We start from the raw sequence: 15,780 nt of genomic DNA, 5'->3' as shown, positions 1-15,780 counted from the left end.
GACAAGGTGAACCTGAAGCTGATTGCCGCCAAGGGGCATGTGAACGTGCAGGCGCAGAGTGGCGATGTGGAGATTGTTGGCGACAAAAACGTCCGCATTTATGCAAATAAGGAAAAGCTTACCGCGGCAGCTAAGGAAGAATTGCTGCTCAACTGCGGTGGCGCCTACATCAGGCTATCGGGCGGGAAGATCGATATTCATGCGCCAGGGAAGATCAGTGTGAAGGGAAGTAATTACAGTTTTTCTGGCCCCTCCCAGATGCAGATTACACATGCAGAGATGTTAGCCGCCACACCGCAACCTTTTAGCACCAAAGCAGTGATTGACAAGCAGTTAGAAGAGTGGTTGGTAGGTGGAGCGGGCAGCCTGCCTTACCGATTTGTGAATCAGAATGGGGAAATAGTCGGAAAAGGGCTGCTAGATGAATACGGTCGCACACAACGTGTTTTCCAGAGCTCAGGAGAAAGCCTACGTTTATTTTTGGGCACAGAAGGGGAGTGGCATGTCGACCAAATCAGAGATGACGACGAGACCGGCTGTGATTGTGGTGGAGAACATGCCGAACACGAAGCCCACAATCACGACATCGACCATGATGACGAAATTAGCACCCAAAACTTAGCCCTTCCCCCTGTATCAAATCACCAAGAAGTCGCCCAACAAACCAATGAATTTCTGACCCTTCTCTTCAAGAAGGCCTCAATAAAAACGGAGATCGAAAATGGAGAGGATTAGTAATTTCTTGTGCTTTCTATTTTGCTTCCTCGTCTCAAATATAGCGCCAGCATTTGCAGCCCAAGCGCAGCCCATCCCTCTAAAAGAGGGCATCAACACCATAGCCCTCAATCAACTACAAATACACATAATAAAAGGCCGAGTTGAATTAATGAACGCCCACAGCTTCGATACATATACCATGTATATCACACCCAACGGAGCAAATGGTGCTTGGCTGCAAGTCCCCTTCAGCAACCGGACATCACCACCTGACTACTTCCTTAATAATGCAGAATCGGCCGACTCAAATATTCAGAGCATTGATTTTTACAAAAAAGACAACAACCTATACGTATTGCGCACCACAAAATTTGGTCTGCGCGCTCCCGAGCTGAACTTAAAAAAAACCAAGGTAAAGTTTCGGACCTATAAATTTAATGAAGATGTGGACACTCCAATCTTACTGGAATCCGAAGAAAAAGAATCGCGCACGACATGGCTAAACGCCGATGAAGCTGCCAAATTTGAAGGCATGGGAAATTAATCATGTTTGTCTCAGCAACTTATGACCGCGAAAAGCTAACTGTTCATTACATAGACGAGAACGGGGAAGAAACGCTATACACTGGAGGGTCGTTCGCCTGGCGATTTAACAACCCGGGCAATATTGCAAAACCTGGAAAGCGGGTAATAAGTACAGTCATCGGATATGGGCAAAGAACTTCGAAGTCGGGACTATTTTGCATTTTTCCAGACCCAGAAACCGGCCGCAATGAGAAGATAAAATTAATCAAAGAAGTATATGGGAATAGCACACTATCCCAAATGATGTACTCATACGCGCCCCCCAATGAGAACGACACTGAAGGTTATATAAATCAGTTAACATCAGAAACAGGGATAGCCCGCGATGAAATAATCAGCAAAATCGACGGGGAGCGATTTAAAAAACTGATAAAATCCATTGGGAAAAAAGAGGGCTTCATTCCAGGAGAAGTCACGAAACTCGGCCGCCCCGTACAAATAGAATTAAAAGACGCAACAAAGCAGCCACTCCCCAATACAGCGGTTAAAATTACCGCAGGAAAAGACACTATCCACTTAAAGACTGATGAATATGGATTCCTGCCAAAGATATATCCATCCCTACTCCAAGGCCAGCTCAAGATTTATTTGACAAGCATTGAAAAAAAAACAGAAGCCATCTTTAAAGAAAGTATAGAAATCCTGATGGGATCCTATACACTAACAGCCCCATTTGTAATAAAAGATATTCAACCAGAAATACATAAAAAAAACGAAAAATCATCATCCTCGCTGCACATTGTAAAATCAGGGGAAACGCTTACTGGAATAGCAAAGAAATATGACGTAAGCGTAGAAGAAATAATGCGAAAAAACGGCATAAAGGACAGGAACAAAATATATTCTCGTCAGCACTTAGATATTCCATTGAAGAATACCTCCACAGATTCGCAGCCAAAATCATCCTTGCCTTCCTCATTGCCCGCACCCCAAAAAACAGACTCACGCGAGAAAAGCTCAAAACCAAGTTCTGCCACGCCAAAGCCGCCAACTCAAACACCGGCGCAGACCAATGACCGGCCAACTCGTACGGCAGTGAAGGCTACCGCCCAACGAACAGAAAGCAATCATCCCGCGGTAGCAATTAGCTCTCCAAATTTGCAACTAAGTGGCGCTGAATGGTGTAAACAATTCCCCACCAGCACCAGCTTGGATGATTTACTTGATCCATTCAAAACCAATGCTAAAAATTTTATTGCCGCATTGAAAAACGCTGGTATAAAAGTAAAGATTGCAGCCACCTTCCGCCCGGTGGAGCGATCGTACATGATGCATTACGCAGCGGAAATTAGCCGGGGAAAAATCAAAGCGGAAAAGGTCCCCGCTTGGGCTGGGGTGAACATTGATTGGGTTCATCGCAACCCCGATGGAACCATCAACGATGCAGCCTCAAAAGCAGCGGCTGCAGCAATGGCAAAAGGCTTCCAAACAGGAACAAACCCAGTAGCACTCCCGGGAACATCAAACCACAACAAACGCCGCGCTGTTGATATGAGCATAACGGGTTACGAAAACAAAAAAGTAAAAAGCGCAGACGGAAATGATGTAACACTGAAAAATCATGCCGACTTGGTTGCCTTAGGCTTAGAGTATTCAGTGATATGGCTTGGCAGCAAGGACAAACCCCACTGGTCATTTAACGGAAAATAAATTGAAAACAATCATACTCTTTATAACCTTACTCTCCTCAGTTTGTTTTGCTGACGTAAATCCTGCGACAGGGGTAATAGCCTCCCTGCCGATACATGACGGCGGCGGCGGGAAGTTCATCACAATAGAGAATTTGGTTTTTACCAACAAACGATTAACAAGACCTACCTTGTTTTCGTCATTTCAACAGCAGGAAAGTGACACATATAACGTAGCATGCTGCGTAGAAGTTGCTGATCTTGCACCCATATCACTAGACGAATTAAAGAATAAATATTCAACTGACATTGTTTTTACCAACATAGTGAACAACATAAAAGGGCATCAATTTATCTACCGGTCTCGCTTTCAGAAAAAGAACCAAAATGCGTGGCAAAAACTGTTAATAGAAAGCCAAAATGAAGACGCCATCCCTTACGTAATGCCTGCAATTGAAGGGGTGGTTATGCAAAATACTATAAAAAATACTTTCACCATAGGAAAAACCATCATCACTATAGACACACCACGCGCCAATAGTAAACACTCAGTAGACATATATACATTCACCGTAAATGGGAAAAAAACCACATTTACAACCCCACTGCAAACAGGGGGATAAGCCCCCCAAAAAAACCACTCCAGTACGCCAATAGACTTGAAATGTGGACGCCAGCGCCTTGTATTTTGCATAGGTCAAGCTGACTAGCCACACAAAATATAAGATCCGCCTCTAGAACTTTCAGCAAAACCTGGGCCTCCGCCAGAGTTATGAAACAATTTTCGAGGCGCCGGGGCAAGTCTTGTGTTTTGCATAGATCGGGCTCTGACCGTGACGCAAAATACAAGACTTGACCCCGGAGTTCGCTCTTGACCCCGGAGTTCGCTGCCAGCGATGCTCGGTCATGCCACCAAGCAGTCAATGACAACCTCAAACGGATGCCATGGGCTGATACGGCATTGCCAACTTTGCAATATCTATGTCTATCCGATCACATCAAGAAAGCGTTTAAAATAGTTAAATCAATCGAATCTACAACTCAATCGGCGAAGCGTGCGGAATATCAGTTTGAACACTTAATGGAAGTAGCTTGGCACGAGCAAAAAGTCGTTTTGCAAGAACTGATCTATAAGGACCCGAAATTCTCCGACTGGATCAAACGGCAGCGAGGTGATGCTCACTGGGCCTCGCGGCCAGTGAAGTGGTTTTCGCCTGATCTGGAACTAATTTTTACTCATGTTTGCAGCACGGATGATCCAGATTTGAAATCAGAGGCTCCCGCATAAACACAATTGGAGAATCTAAGCAGTCGCATGGCATGGATTACCTCGGCCGCGGATGAATTCCACAGTTTTATGAAAAAGAAAAAAAGCTTCATGGAAAATGAACTGACAACAATGACAGCCGGCATGTCAGCAAGATCTAAAAAAAACATGAGTCGCCGCCCGCTAGGAATAGCAATTTTTGTAGCACTGCTGACAGGGCTTGCAACATACTTTTTATTCAATACAGCGGAGAAAAATCAGAAGATGGGGACGGCACAAGACTCCCCGGAAAAGGTAGAAATAGCTTTTACCGATAAGGGCGTGGATTGGGTGGCACGTTATGGCAAGGCGGTCAGAGTCAAGACAAAAAATGCCGGATTGAATTTTTATTCAATTGAACCATTATTGCTCCAAAAGAACATGGTGGTAACCGTTAAAACAACCAATTTAGCGACTAATTTTTCCAACGTCACTATCCTCAAGGGAACGGAAGATCAGGATCGTGGCGGTGGAATGGTCAGCCTCTTTATGACCATGCAGGTGACGCCAGACGAGTTCGTTAGCCATGACATGACACGCCAATATGTACTTCAGTTGGTTCAGAGTTTGCGTCAAACTGGCTGGCAACGCTACATCCCGCAAACTGACCCTCGCCTAACCGGCAAGATTACACTGGGCTATTTTAACGGAAGTTACATCGATCCGGATTACCCCATCTCGTTCGAAGAATGGATGTTGTTACCTACGTCTTTTTCTTGGAAATTTTATGCTGATCACACTTACTTAAAGCTAAGGGTGCAACGAGACAGTGATCATATGTCTCCTGATAAGCCCGGTGTTTATGTCATTAGTTTGCATTTTGACCCCAGCGAGGAAGTTGAACGCATGGAGGTGGATGAAGACGACCGGGAGCAATGGCGTAAAACCTGGGTGCCACGCGCCACAAAATGGCGAACCGAGCGGAACCAAGCCGAGGCAAAGCTGCGGGCACAAGGTATAGCGACTGATACAACATACAAGGATCCCCCCCTCCCTCCTGCACCGCAGGGGCAGCGCAATCCGGAACTGCCAGAAGGACTCAAATAAATTTACTTTGCAGTGCTACGGAAATCCATGCATTGCCGCGGATGGGTCCAAACCTACAGCCTTTCTGACTTACCCTTCTTTCGCAAGCCTCCACCCATCCCCGACATACGCCACTACCCTTCACGCCAAGAATTCTTACAGCATCAGCTAGGGCATAATTGCGTCACTTGTGTTGCAGTGTCGCCCCAGCATGCTTGAATCACTCCTGCCCTACTACGAACGCGAGCTCGGTTACCTGCGCGAGCTCTCCGGCGAGTTCGCCCGGCGCTATCCCAAGGTGGCCGGACGGCTGCAGCTGGAAGGCGACCAGTGCGAAGACCCGCATACCGAGCGCCTGATCGAGGCGTTCGCATTCCTGTCGGCGCGTATCCACCGCAAGCTCGATGACGAATATCCGGAGATCGCCGCCAGCTTTCTGGAAGTGCTGTATCCGCATTATCTGCGGCCGATCCCCGCCTCGACCATCGTGCAGTTCGAGAGCGATCCGCAGCGGCCGGAGATCGCCAAGCGCTACACCGTCGAGCGTCAGCATCCGGTGCATGCGCCGGCCATCAACGGCGTGATCTGCAAGTTCCGTAGCTGCTATCCGGTGGACCTCTACCCGCTGTCGCTCAAGCAGGCGCGGCTGGAGCTCACCAGCGGCTCGGCCCACCTACGGCGGATGGCGCCCGATGCGGCGGCCATCCTGACGCTGGAACTGGAAACGCACGGCGATCTGGATATCTCCGGTATCGATCTCACCTCGCTGCGCTTCTTCCTCGATGGCGAACCGGCGCTGATGTATCTGCTGTACGAGCTCTTGCTGTCGCATACGCTGCGGGTACGGGTGGGCGATGGCAGCGACGATCCGGGGCGCACGCGCGAATTGCCGCCCACCAGCATCGCGCCGGTCGGCTTTGGCCGCGACGATGGCGTGCTGGAATACGACGAGCGCTCCTTCCTTGGCTACCGCCTGCTGACCGAGTACTTCAGCTTCCCCGAGAAATTCCTGTTCATCGATTTCCTGCGCCTGGGCGAAGTGGCGCCGCGCCTCGTCGGCAACAAGCTGGTGATCCAGTGCATGATCGGCCGCTATCCGGATACCGAGCGCCACCAGCGGCTACTGAACAATCTGGCGGCCACGCATTTCAAGCTCGGGTGTACGCCCATCGTCAACCTGTTCACCCAGGCCGGCGAGCCGATTCGCGTCACGCATCAGCGCGCGTCCTACCCGGTATGGGTCGATAGCCGCAAGCAACAGGCGTTCGAGGTGGTGCAGATCAAGCGCGTGGTGCGGGTGGAGAAGACCGGCAGTGACGAGAAGAGCGACGAGGTGTTGCCGTTCTACGCAATCCGCCATGGCAGCGATCTGTCGGTGGCGCCGCAGTTCTACTGGCACGCCAGCCGCGAGGCGGCCACGCGCCAGGACGACAAGGGCACCGATGTCGAGCTGCACCTGGTCGACCTCAATTTCAACCCGGTGCGCCCGGGCGCCGAAGTGCTCAGCCTCGATATCCTGTGCAGCAACCGCGATCTGCCCGAGCAGATTCCGTTCGGCGGCAGCCAGGGCGGCCAGCATACCGATTTCACGCTGCCCGGCCATTCGGTGGTCAAGCGGGTGCGGCTGCTGCGCAAGCCCACCTCCAGCCTGCGTCCGCCGCAGCGGCGTGGCCTGCAGTGGCGGCTGATCTCGCACCTGTCGCTCAATTACCTGTCGCTGGTCGAGGGCGGCAAGAACGCGCTGCAGGAGATGCTGGCGCTGTACAACCTCACCGATTCGCCGGTGACCAACCGGCAGATCCAGGGCATCGTCTCCATCGGCAGCCAGGCAGCCGTTACCCGCGTTTCCGGCCGCGATTTTGCCGGCTTCGTGCGTGGCACCGACGTGACACTGGCGCTGGACGAGGATTATTACGTCGGCGGCAGTATCTATCTGTTCGCCAGCGTGCTGGAGCGCTTCTTCGCCCTTTATTGCGCGCCCAACAGCTTTACCCGGCTGCGCGTGCGCACGCCGCAACAACAAAACGAGGAGGTGGCCGTATGGCCAGCGCGTTCGGGCGAAGCCCTCGTGATCTGACGCAGGAACTACAGCAGGACGCCACCCGCTTCGGTTTCTTCCAGAGCGTGCGCCTGCTCACGCTCGCCGCACAGCATCGCGGTGAGAAGCGCCGCACGCCGCTGCCGGCCAAGCTGCGTTTTCGCACCATCGCATCACTCGCCTTCCCGCCCAGCGAGCTGACACGCTATCGTCCCGTCAACCCGGAAGCGCTCGACGCCGAAAACGAACGCGACGAAATGACCGTCGCCTTCATGGGCCTCACCGGGCCCAGCGGTGTACTGCCGCGCTCCTACACCGAGCTCTTGGTCGAGCGCCGCCAGTTCCATCGCGATACCGGCGCGCACGCCTTTTTCGACCTGTTCAGCCACCGTGCCATCGCGCTGTTCTACGGCGCCTGGCGCAAGTACCGCTACTGGCTGGCCGTGGAAGGCGGCGAGCAGGATGGCTTTACCCGCTACCTGCTCGATCTGTCCGGCCTGGGCCTCGGTCGCTTGCGCGAAAGATTGGGCACCGAAGAGACGGCCGGGGTCAGCGAATCGCTGTTCATCCATTACGCCGGGCTGCTGTCGCAAAAGCCGTTGTCAGCCCAGGCCATGGTCACGCTGATCGAGGGCTTTTTCGGTGTGCATACGGAGCTAGCGCAGTTCGTCGGCCAGTGGATCGACGTGCCACCCGAAGAACAGACGCAGCTTGGCAATGGCGCGTGCGAACTCGGTCTCTCTGCCTTCGCTGGCGAGCGCATCTGGGATAGACAGACCAAGATGCAGCTGCGCATGGGCCCGATGCGGCGCAAGCATTTCGAACGCCTGCTGCCCGGCGAATCAGGTGCCGAGGCGTTGCAGGCGCTAGTGCAGTTTATGGTCGGCCACGGCCTGGCGTGCGACGTGACGCTGGTGCTCGACAAGCGCGATGTACCCAAGCCCAGGCTCAACGCCGAGCAAGCGCTGCTACTGGGCGGTAACGCCTGGCTCAATACCACGCCGCCCAAGCAGGACCCGGACCAGATGAACTACAAACTTTTGCAATAAGCTGACTGTTATTCAACAATCGCTCCCTACTCATAGACTCAATACACACCACTATGTCCACCCCGCTGAAAGCCTTGATCGGGCGCCTGACGCCCACCGCCCGCCGCGCCGTCGAAGATGCCGCCAACCGCGCGCTGTCGCGCACCAATCACGAGATCGAGATCGAGCACGTGCTGCTGTCGCTGCTCGATCAGGCCGACAACGCGCTGGTCGCGGCCTTGCGCGCCTGCGCGGCGGATATCGCGCGGCTGGAACGCGATCTGGATCAGGCGGTGGATAGCTTCCGTACTGGCAACACACGCAACCCGGTGCTGTCGACCTGGCTGCCCAAATGGCTGGAACGCGCCTGGCTGATCGCCGGTGCCGAGCATCGCGAAGAGAACATCTCCAGCCTGGATCTGCTCTTGGCACTGCTGACCGACGACGCATTGCGCAGCACCGTGCAATCGTCCGGCCCCGGCCTCTTGAAGATCGACGCCGGCAAGCTCAAGGATGGCTACCAGGCGTTGCGCCAGCATGGCGGTGAAGGCAGTACCGCCGGCAGCGCGGGCACCGAAGCAGCTGAAGTTGGCGAGCCCGCCGAAGCCGCAGCGCCGATTGCCGGTCGCCGTGGCACGCCGGGCCTCGACAAATACACCATCGATCTGACCGCGCAGGCCAAGGCGGGCAAGATTGATCCAGTGCTGGGCCGCGACAGCGAAATCCGTCAGATGACCGATATCCTGCTACGCCGCCGCCAGAACAACCCCATCCTCACCGGTGAGCCGGGCGTGGGCAAAACCGCCGTGGTCGAAGGGCTGGCGCTGAAGATCGTCAATGGCGAGGTGCCGCCCGCGCTCCTGGGCATCACGGTGCGCACGCTGGACCTGGGCCTGCTGCAGGCCGGTGCCAGCGTGAAGGGCGAGTTCGAGAACCGGCTGCGCCAGGTGATCGACGAGGTCAAGGCGAGCCCCACGCCCATCATCCTGTTCATCGACGAAGCGCATACCATGATCGGTGCCGGTGGCGCGGCCGGACAGAACGATGCGGCCAACCTGTTGAAGCCCGCGTTGGCACGTGGCGAGCTGCGCACCATCGCCGCCACCACCTGGGCCGAGTACAAGAAGTACTTCGAGAAGGATGCAGCGCTGGCCCGTCGCTTTCAGGTGGTCAAGGTCGACGAACCTGCGCCCGAGATCGCCGTGCAGATGGTGCGCGGCATCGCCGAAGCCATGGCCAGCCACCACAAGGTGGCCATTCTCAACGAGGCGGTCCACGCCGCCGTGCACCTGTCCAGCCGTTATATCGCCGGCCGCCAGTTGCCGGACAAGGCCATCAGCGTGCTCGACACCGCCTGCGCCCGCGTTGCGCTGTCGCGCGCCGGCCGCCCAGGCCCCGTCGAGGACGTGGAAGCGCTGATCGCCAATATCGATCGCGAACTTGCTGCCTTGGCACGCGAGGAAGGTCACGCCGAACGCATCGCCGAGCTGAACGTGCAACGCGGCGAACTCGAGGGCGATCTGGCCCGCCTGCAGGCCGCCTGGGAAGAACAGAAGCAACGGGTCGCCGAGATCGATGCACTCAAGGCTGAGGTGGCCGCGGGCGAAGCCAAGCCGGCCAAGGGCAAGAAGGAGAGCCCGTTGCAGGCCAAGCGCAACGAGCTGCGCGCGCTGCAAAAATCGCTGCCGCTGGCATTCGAATGCGTCGACGAGAACGTGATCGCCGACGTGATCAGCGGCTGGACTGGCATTCCGCTCGGGCGCATGGTCGGCAACGAGCTGGCACAGGTACAGAAGCTTGCCAGCCTGCTCGGCGAGCGGGTGATCGGCCAGAATCATGCGCTGGAGCAGATCGCCGAGCGCGTGCAGATCGCCAAGGCCAACCTGGAAGACCCTGGCAAGCCCAAGGGTGTGTTCATGCTGGTGGGGCCCTCCGGCGTCGGCAAGACCGAGACTGCGATCGCACTGGCCGAAGCGCTGTACGGTGGCGAGCGCAACCTCATCACCATCAACATGAGTGAATACCAGGAGTCGCACAGCGTCTCCGGCCTCAAGGGTTCGCCCCCCGGCTATGTCGGTTACGGCGAAGGCGGCGTGCTGACCGAAGCGGTGCGGCGCAAGCCCTATTCGGTGGTGCTGCTCGACGAAGTGGAAAAGGCGCACCCGGACGTGCTGGAGCTGTTCTTCCAGGTGTTCGACAAGGGCTTGCTGGAAGACTCCGAAGGCCGCGAAGTTGATTTCAAGAACACCATCATCCTGCTCACTTCCAATGCCGGCACCGATCTGGTGATGCGTGCGGTCGAGCACGGCGTGACACCGGCCGAGGGTGAGGAAAGCCGCGATCCGACGCCGGAAGACCTGGTTGAAGTGCTGCGCCCCACGCTGCAGAAGGTGTTCAAGCCCGCCTTCCTCGGCCGGCTGACCGTCGTGCCCTACTTCCCGGTCAGCGACGACGTGCTGCGCAAGATCGTCGGCCTCAAGCTGGGCAAGATCCAGCGCCGCATCGAAGACAACCACGGCGCCAAGGTCGAATTCCCGGAAGAACTGGTCGATCTGGTCACCAGCCGTTGCTACGACGTCGACAGCGGCGCGCGCGATGCCGATGCCATACTCACCCGCACCGTGCTGGCGAAGATCTCCAACGATCTGCTGGCGCGCATGGCTGCCGGCAAGCCGGTGAAGAAGATCGCCGTGGCGGTGAAGGGCGATGAACTGAAAGTGAAGTTCAGCTAGGCGGAGCTGCCGGCGCCAAAGCTCTGGCGCCGGCCCTGGCGATGCGCGATTTCTTCACTTTGCTGCTCGCGCTCGCCATCGCCATGCTGGCGTCGCGAGTAGCATGGGTCGGCGATGTGCTGTTGCTGATCGCGGGATTGCTGATCGGCGGACTACTGGTCTCGGTCTTGGTCTACCTGCCACTGCTCACGGTCGACTGGTGCCGCAGGCGCAATGCACCAGCTCCGGCAGCACCAGCACCACGCATGCTGCAACACCCGGATAGCGTTGCCACCACCGGGGTCGTTCCGCCCGACCAACCCTATGGCACGGCGCTAGCCAGGCGCTTCGCCGATTGGCTCGCGAGTCGCTCGGGCCGCACCTTTTATGCTGTCCACCCCTCTGCCTGCGAAGCCGGCTTCGAGCTGCAAGCCGGCGGTGGCGTGCTGTATGCGGTATTTCACGAGGGCTGGTGCGAAGTGGAACTCGCGCGATTTAACTCGCCCGACGATTTTGCGCACTGGCTGGCACAGCAGAGCGACCAGAGTCTGGCGACCGTGCCGCTCGGTAATCCAGTATCACGAGCCCAGCTCGAGGCAGTGGCCCTTGCCCGAAAAAATTGACCAGGCAGCCGCGTGGGCTCGCCAATGTTTACCCAGCAGCAGAGGAGACAGCGAGATGACGGAAAAACCCACTAACGCCACCGAAAGCGCAGAAGCCGGCGCTGTTACCCCCCGGCATCGCTGCCTGCAGGGCATCTCTGGCGCTTCCTGATCGTGACCCCGCTGCTGCTAGGCGCAGCCGGATGCTTCCTGTTTTACAACGCGATCGTAGGCGCCGTGCTGTTGTTCGCCGGCGTGGCATTCGCCAAGCTCAGCGGGCTGAACGACATCCTCAAGGCCGACGCCGAGCGCATGAAATCCACGGGGGATTGAGCGCTGCCAACAAAGCGCGGTTAGGAGGCGCTAATTGGCCACCTTAGGCAGGAACGACAGATCGACCAGGTAGCGCTTGGGATTGTTGGGATCGATCCACACCGCAATCTGCTCGCGATCGATGTAGTCGCTGGGGTCGAACCAGATATTAGGGCTGTTGAAGACATGCAGCTCCCGCGTGCCGGGGTTCAGCCAGTGCGCCACGATCTGGAACGGATTGCGGCCGTTCACCTCCAGGCTGCCGTTCAGCTCCACCCCCTGGAAGGAGGCTTCGATGCGCCGGCCGTTGCGCTGCAGATCGGCGTGCTTGCGCCCGATCTGCCACTGCACCAGCATGATGCCCGCGCCCACGCCAAAGAACAAAGTGCCGAGAATACCCAACACGATCACGCCCACCCATTGCCCGACGCCACTCTTGATCTCGGCGCTATGCGCCTTGCCTGGCAGGTAAAGCACCTCGACCTCTTCACCGACCTCGTAGCTCGGTGGATTGGACCCCATGCTATCGGTGAATTCCAGCTCCGCGCCCGTGCTGCTGTGGTAGCGCACCACCGCGCGGTAAACGATGGACGTATCCCCATCGTTGTCTCGCGTGCGCGATTCCGTGAGATCGATCACCACGCCCGGCGCGTGGCTGGCCTCGGCCAGGAAGCGCTGGGTGTTCACGTAGACGAGCCCGGCCACGGCAAACAGCACCAGGCCAATGACCGCGAATACGTATTTGATGATCTGAACGGCCTTCATTCAACTTCCCTTCCCTGATTGCTATGCGATCACTCGCGACGGATATCGAGCAGCTCCTTGAGCTGACCCAGCGTTGAATCGTCCTTGATCACCGTCTGCAGCCAGTCTTCCAGCGGCATCTCGGCCCATTTGGCCGCCCGCTCCGCGAGGAGCGCGACCGGGCTGTGCGGCTCGTGATTGCGGAAGTAGCGCGCCACCTCGCGCAGCTGGCGGACGGCCTCGGCGCGGCCGTTGATCGGGCCGGCGGACTGGAACTGGGGGCTGGTAGCGGACACGGGCGCTCCGGCGGTAGGCACATCGTTGAGAACGGCAGTCTCTGCCGGCGCTGAGGTGGCTCCGGCTGGCCGGCCGCCACCGTATTGCTCGAACAGGCGCTGCACCACCTCGTTGCACACGTTCAGCGACTCGCGCACATCCGACAGGCTGGGTGCGGAGTGGCCAAAGCGCTCGTCCGAGGCGGCATCGAGTTCGGTATAGGCCGCACGCGCCGTGGCCAGCCCATCGACCAGCTTCTGGAACCAGGCGAGCCCGGAATCGCGCGCGCTCTTGTCAAACGCATCGCCGGAGAGCTTGCCCTCGGCAATCGCACGCTCGCGCGATTCGCTGTCACGCAAGCCCAGGTTTTCGACTTCACGCGATTCCTGCCAGCGGTACCAGTCGTAGCCGCCCTGTTGCGGCGAGGTCAGCGGCACCTGGCGCAATGCTTGCCCCAGCTGCGTATTCATCCATTCGAGCTTGCCGACACGCTCGTCGAGGTCATCCAGATCGAGTTCCGGGTACAGCGCTTCCCAGTAGCGTTCCAGCAAGCCGGTGATTAGCTTCAAGCCGAACGCCGCGCCCGCGTAGCCTTCCTGCTTGGTCAGCGCCTCGACATACCACACCGCCAGCTGCAGATCCTTGCTTTGCGTGCGCAGCGCTTCCTCGCACATCTGGCGCACCTTGCCCCACTCGGCCGTCTTGACCGAGGCCGCCCAGTCGCCTTGCGACAGCGCGGGATCGTCGGCGCGGCGCGCCTCGCGGATCTGGTCGAACATGGGCGAATAGCCCAGGTCGTCGCCCGCTGGTCGATCCGTAGAAATAGGCGCCAGCAGGGCTTCCAGTTTGTCTTGTGCTGCCTGATCCATGTCAGCCTCGTTCCATGTTGGGGATGGTGGCGATCAACGATGCGCCACAACTGGTCTTATGCCCATCGAGCGCCACCGGCTTGCCGTCGACCAGCCAGTCCGGATCGCCCTCGACGATGGTACCCACGGCGTGGCCAGTGACGGGACAAACCACTTTGTCCCCCTGCCGGGCCACGGGCTTGCCCATCACCACCGTGGTGGGCGATGCGCTGACCACTACCCCGCCATGACTGGTCGGGTCCCCCAGACGTACCACGCGTTTCATCGTTACGCTCCTTCGGTCACAGGCCGCATCAGCCCGATACCGATACTGTCGTTGCCGTCGAATTCGGCAACCAGTACCGGCTTTTGCAACTGCGCCACCCGGATCAGCGCCTCGGCCAGCAGCAGCACGCTGCGCGCGGCACCGACATCGCCGTGCTCCACCACCAGGTTGCTGGCCTCGTCGACCGGATTGATCTCGCAGCCGAAGTAATGCAAGGCAGAGGCGATGGCAGCCAGGCGGATTCCGCCGACATCGACCCCGCCGCTGTTGTGGACCAGCCATCCGAGCTCCAGCGGCTCGGCCTCCTTGGCTTCACTGCTATCGAACGGCAAATCGCGCAGCGTGGCGTTCACCAGTACGCCCTCGACCAGGCTCTGGATCTGGCGGGCCAGTACATTGCCCTTGTCGAGCCCCCCCTGGCGATAGGCCGAGCGCGACTGGTGCAGCGCGGCGAACGGCGCCATGGCCACCAGGCCCGGCTGCAAGGGCGGCGGGACCCGGCCCCACTGGGCACTGCTGGCCTCCCGCCCGTGATCCTGTTCCCAGTACGGCGTATAGGGGTCGTCACTATTGCGCTCGGCCAACCCCGCATCGGGATCGACGAAGGTGACCAGGCCAGGGCGGCTCAGCAACACGGCGGCCACCGCGTGGCCGGGCTTGCCGATATGGCGGCGTAGCGCCAGCGTCTCTGCATCGGGCTCATCGGCGAAATCGTCATCTTCCGGCTCGTCGCCCAGCGGCGAATCGAGCCCCAGCAACACCATGGCCGGCAAGGAAGGGTCGTTTTCGAACAGGGCGATCACCCGATCGGCCACCTGCTCGGAACCCGGCAGGAACTTGCAATCAGGCTGGGCCGGCACCTGCTCGATACCGCACGCCACCACCGCCTGCTGCCACGCCTGCTTGACGAGCTCCAGCTGCGTCACACCGTCCAGGTCACGGCCGGGCAGGACGTGGATCGGCAGCCAGGCGACCGCTTCGCTTTGCAGCAATGCCGCTTCGAACACCTGCTGCAGCGATGGCGCAAGCGCGGCCTCGCGGCCCACTCCAGCAACCTCGGCCTGATCCTGCTCGAGCATCAAACACTGCGCCGGATCGCCCTCGTGCCAATCGGGCACCTTGGGCATGGCGGACCAGACGGCGCGGCACTCCACATGCGTGCGTCGCCGCTTCAATTCTGCCTCGTGGGCCGCCTTGGCAGCATCCACCTTGGCCTGCTGCTCGGCGGCCTGCGCTGCGGCGGCGGCCTCAGCCGCCTTGGCTGCACGCGAAGTGCGCACCCGTTTGAAAACCGACCACGCGGCGCTGAACAGTAAGGGCGGCCCGATATGCAGCAACACCAGCGACGGCACCGAGAGCTGCCTCAAATCGATGGGCAGCACATACCAGACCAGGGCCCACCATAAGCCGGTGATGCCGCCAAAGCGGAGTGCGTTCAGGAACATGCTGGGTTGCTTACGTAAATTTGTATTTGCTGACATTCAGCAAGGCGCCATTCTAGCGTGTTTCGCCAAAGCGCACGCAAACTGACCCACCCTAATCAGCGCTAGCCGTTGCGTGCTTGTTCAATATCGCCACGCACTTGGCTGCCGGATGCCCATAAAACCACATTCTGACGACCATTCGTATCCGATAGTCGGCCCCCAGTCACCCCGCACTTGGGCGCCTGCGCG

At 58.0% G+C, this 15,780-nt stretch carries 15 protein-coding genes; 11 read left to right on the top strand and 4 right to left on the bottom strand.

From position 1 onward, the window contains the following. From NLI84_RS18395 to NLI84_RS18345, 11 genes are all read left to right on the top strand, one after another. Positions 1 to 735, top strand: a 735-nt coding sequence (locus NLI84_RS18395) for a DUF2345 domain-containing protein (RefSeq protein ID WP_255992286.1), incomplete at its 5' end; no start/stop codon positions are given. Then, positions 722 to 1,261 carry a carbapenem self-resistance protein CarG family protein gene (locus NLI84_RS18390; protein ID WP_255992285.1) on the top strand — a complete coding sequence of 180 codons (540 nt, stop codon included), beginning with the start codon at positions 722 to 724 and terminating at the stop codon, positions 1,259 to 1,261. The genes NLI84_RS18395 and NLI84_RS18390, both read left to right, overlap by 14 nt. Positions 1,262 to 1,263: 2 nt before the next feature. Then, positions 1,264 to 2,952 carry a LysM peptidoglycan-binding domain-containing protein gene (locus NLI84_RS18385; protein ID WP_255992284.1) on the top strand — a complete coding sequence of 563 codons (1,689 nt, stop codon included), beginning with the start codon at positions 1,264 to 1,266 and terminating at the stop codon, positions 2,950 to 2,952. Position 2,953: 1 nt separating this feature from the next. Continuing rightward, positions 2,954 to 3,553, top strand: coding sequence for a hypothetical protein (locus NLI84_RS18380; RefSeq protein ID WP_255992283.1), 600 nt, complete (start codon positions 2,954 to 2,956; stop codon positions 3,551 to 3,553). A gap of 248 nt (positions 3,554 to 3,801) precedes the next feature. After that, positions 3,802 to 4,218, top strand: coding sequence for a DUF2515 family protein (locus NLI84_RS18375; protein ID WP_255992282.1), 417 nt, complete (start codon positions 3,802 to 3,804; stop codon positions 4,216 to 4,218). A 27-nt stretch (positions 4,219 to 4,245) separates the two neighbouring features. Next, positions 4,246 to 5,283 (top strand): hypothetical protein, encoded by a 1,038-nt coding sequence (locus NLI84_RS18370; RefSeq protein WP_255992281.1) that lies wholly within the window; start codon positions 4,246 to 4,248, stop codon positions 5,281 to 5,283. Positions 5,284 to 5,473: 190 nt separating this feature from the next. Further along, the gene (gene tssF, locus NLI84_RS18365; protein ID WP_255992280.1) at positions 5,474 to 7,339 is read left to right on the top strand and encodes a type VI secretion system baseplate subunit TssF; all 1,866 of its coding nucleotides are present in this window, start codon (positions 5,474 to 5,476) and stop codon (positions 7,337 to 7,339) included. After that, complete coding sequence (gene tssG, locus NLI84_RS18360; RefSeq protein ID WP_255992279.1) at positions 7,303 to 8,349, top strand: type VI secretion system baseplate subunit TssG; 1,047 nt, start codon at positions 7,303 to 7,305, stop codon at positions 8,347 to 8,349. Before tssF ends, tssG begins: the two co-directional genes overlap by 37 nt. 53 nt (positions 8,350 to 8,402) lie before the next feature. Then, positions 8,403 to 11,060 carry a type VI secretion system ATPase TssH gene (gene tssH, locus NLI84_RS18355; RefSeq protein ID WP_255992277.1) on the top strand — a complete coding sequence of 886 codons (2,658 nt, stop codon included), beginning with the start codon at positions 8,403 to 8,405 and terminating at the stop codon, positions 11,058 to 11,060. Positions 11,061 to 11,101: 41 nt separating this feature from the next. Then, the gene (locus NLI84_RS18350) at positions 11,102 to 11,662 is read left to right on the top strand and encodes a hypothetical protein (RefSeq protein WP_255992276.1); all 561 of its coding nucleotides are present in this window, start codon (positions 11,102 to 11,104) and stop codon (positions 11,660 to 11,662) included. Between the two features lie 153 nt (positions 11,663 to 11,815). Continuing rightward, the gene (locus NLI84_RS18345) at positions 11,816 to 11,974 is read left to right on the top strand and encodes a hypothetical protein (RefSeq protein WP_255992275.1); all 159 of its coding nucleotides are present in this window, start codon (positions 11,816 to 11,818) and stop codon (positions 11,972 to 11,974) included. Positions 11,975 to 12,004: 30 nt separating this feature from the next. On the opposite strand, the gene NLI84_RS18340 is transcribed toward NLI84_RS18345, so the two are convergent. From NLI84_RS18340 to NLI84_RS18325, 4 genes are read right to left on the bottom strand one after another with little or no spacing between them, the layout of a single operon-like run. Beyond that, the gene (locus tag NLI84_RS18340) at positions 12,005 to 12,718 is read right to left on the bottom strand and encodes a DUF3592 domain-containing protein (RefSeq protein ID WP_255992274.1); all 714 of its coding nucleotides are present in this window, start codon (positions 12,716 to 12,718) and stop codon (positions 12,005 to 12,007) included. Positions 12,719 to 12,747: 29 nt separating this feature from the next. After that, positions 12,748 to 13,842, bottom strand: coding sequence for a type VI secretion system protein TssA (tssA, locus tag NLI84_RS18335; RefSeq protein ID WP_255992273.1), 1,095 nt, complete (start codon positions 13,840 to 13,842; stop codon positions 12,748 to 12,750). A 1-nt stretch (position 13,843) separates the two neighbouring features. Then, on the bottom strand, positions 13,844 to 14,107 hold the full coding sequence (locus tag NLI84_RS18330) for a PAAR domain-containing protein (protein WP_255992272.1): 264 nt from the start codon (positions 14,105 to 14,107) through the stop codon (positions 13,844 to 13,846). Between the two features lie 2 nt (positions 14,108 to 14,109). Next, positions 14,110 to 15,552, bottom strand: a complete 1,443-nt coding sequence (locus tag NLI84_RS18325; RefSeq protein WP_255992271.1) for a hypothetical protein — start codon at positions 15,550 to 15,552, stop codon at positions 14,110 to 14,112. Between the last annotated feature and the right edge of the window lie 228 nt (positions 15,553 to 15,780).

Source organism: Chitinolyticbacter albus, assembly GCF_024437655.1.
Lineage (GTDB): Bacteria > Pseudomonadota > Gammaproteobacteria > Burkholderiales > Chitinibacteraceae > Chitinolyticbacter > Chitinolyticbacter albus.
Note: the sequence above shows the minus strand (reverse complement) of the source record. Positions and strands in the feature narration are given on the sequence as shown.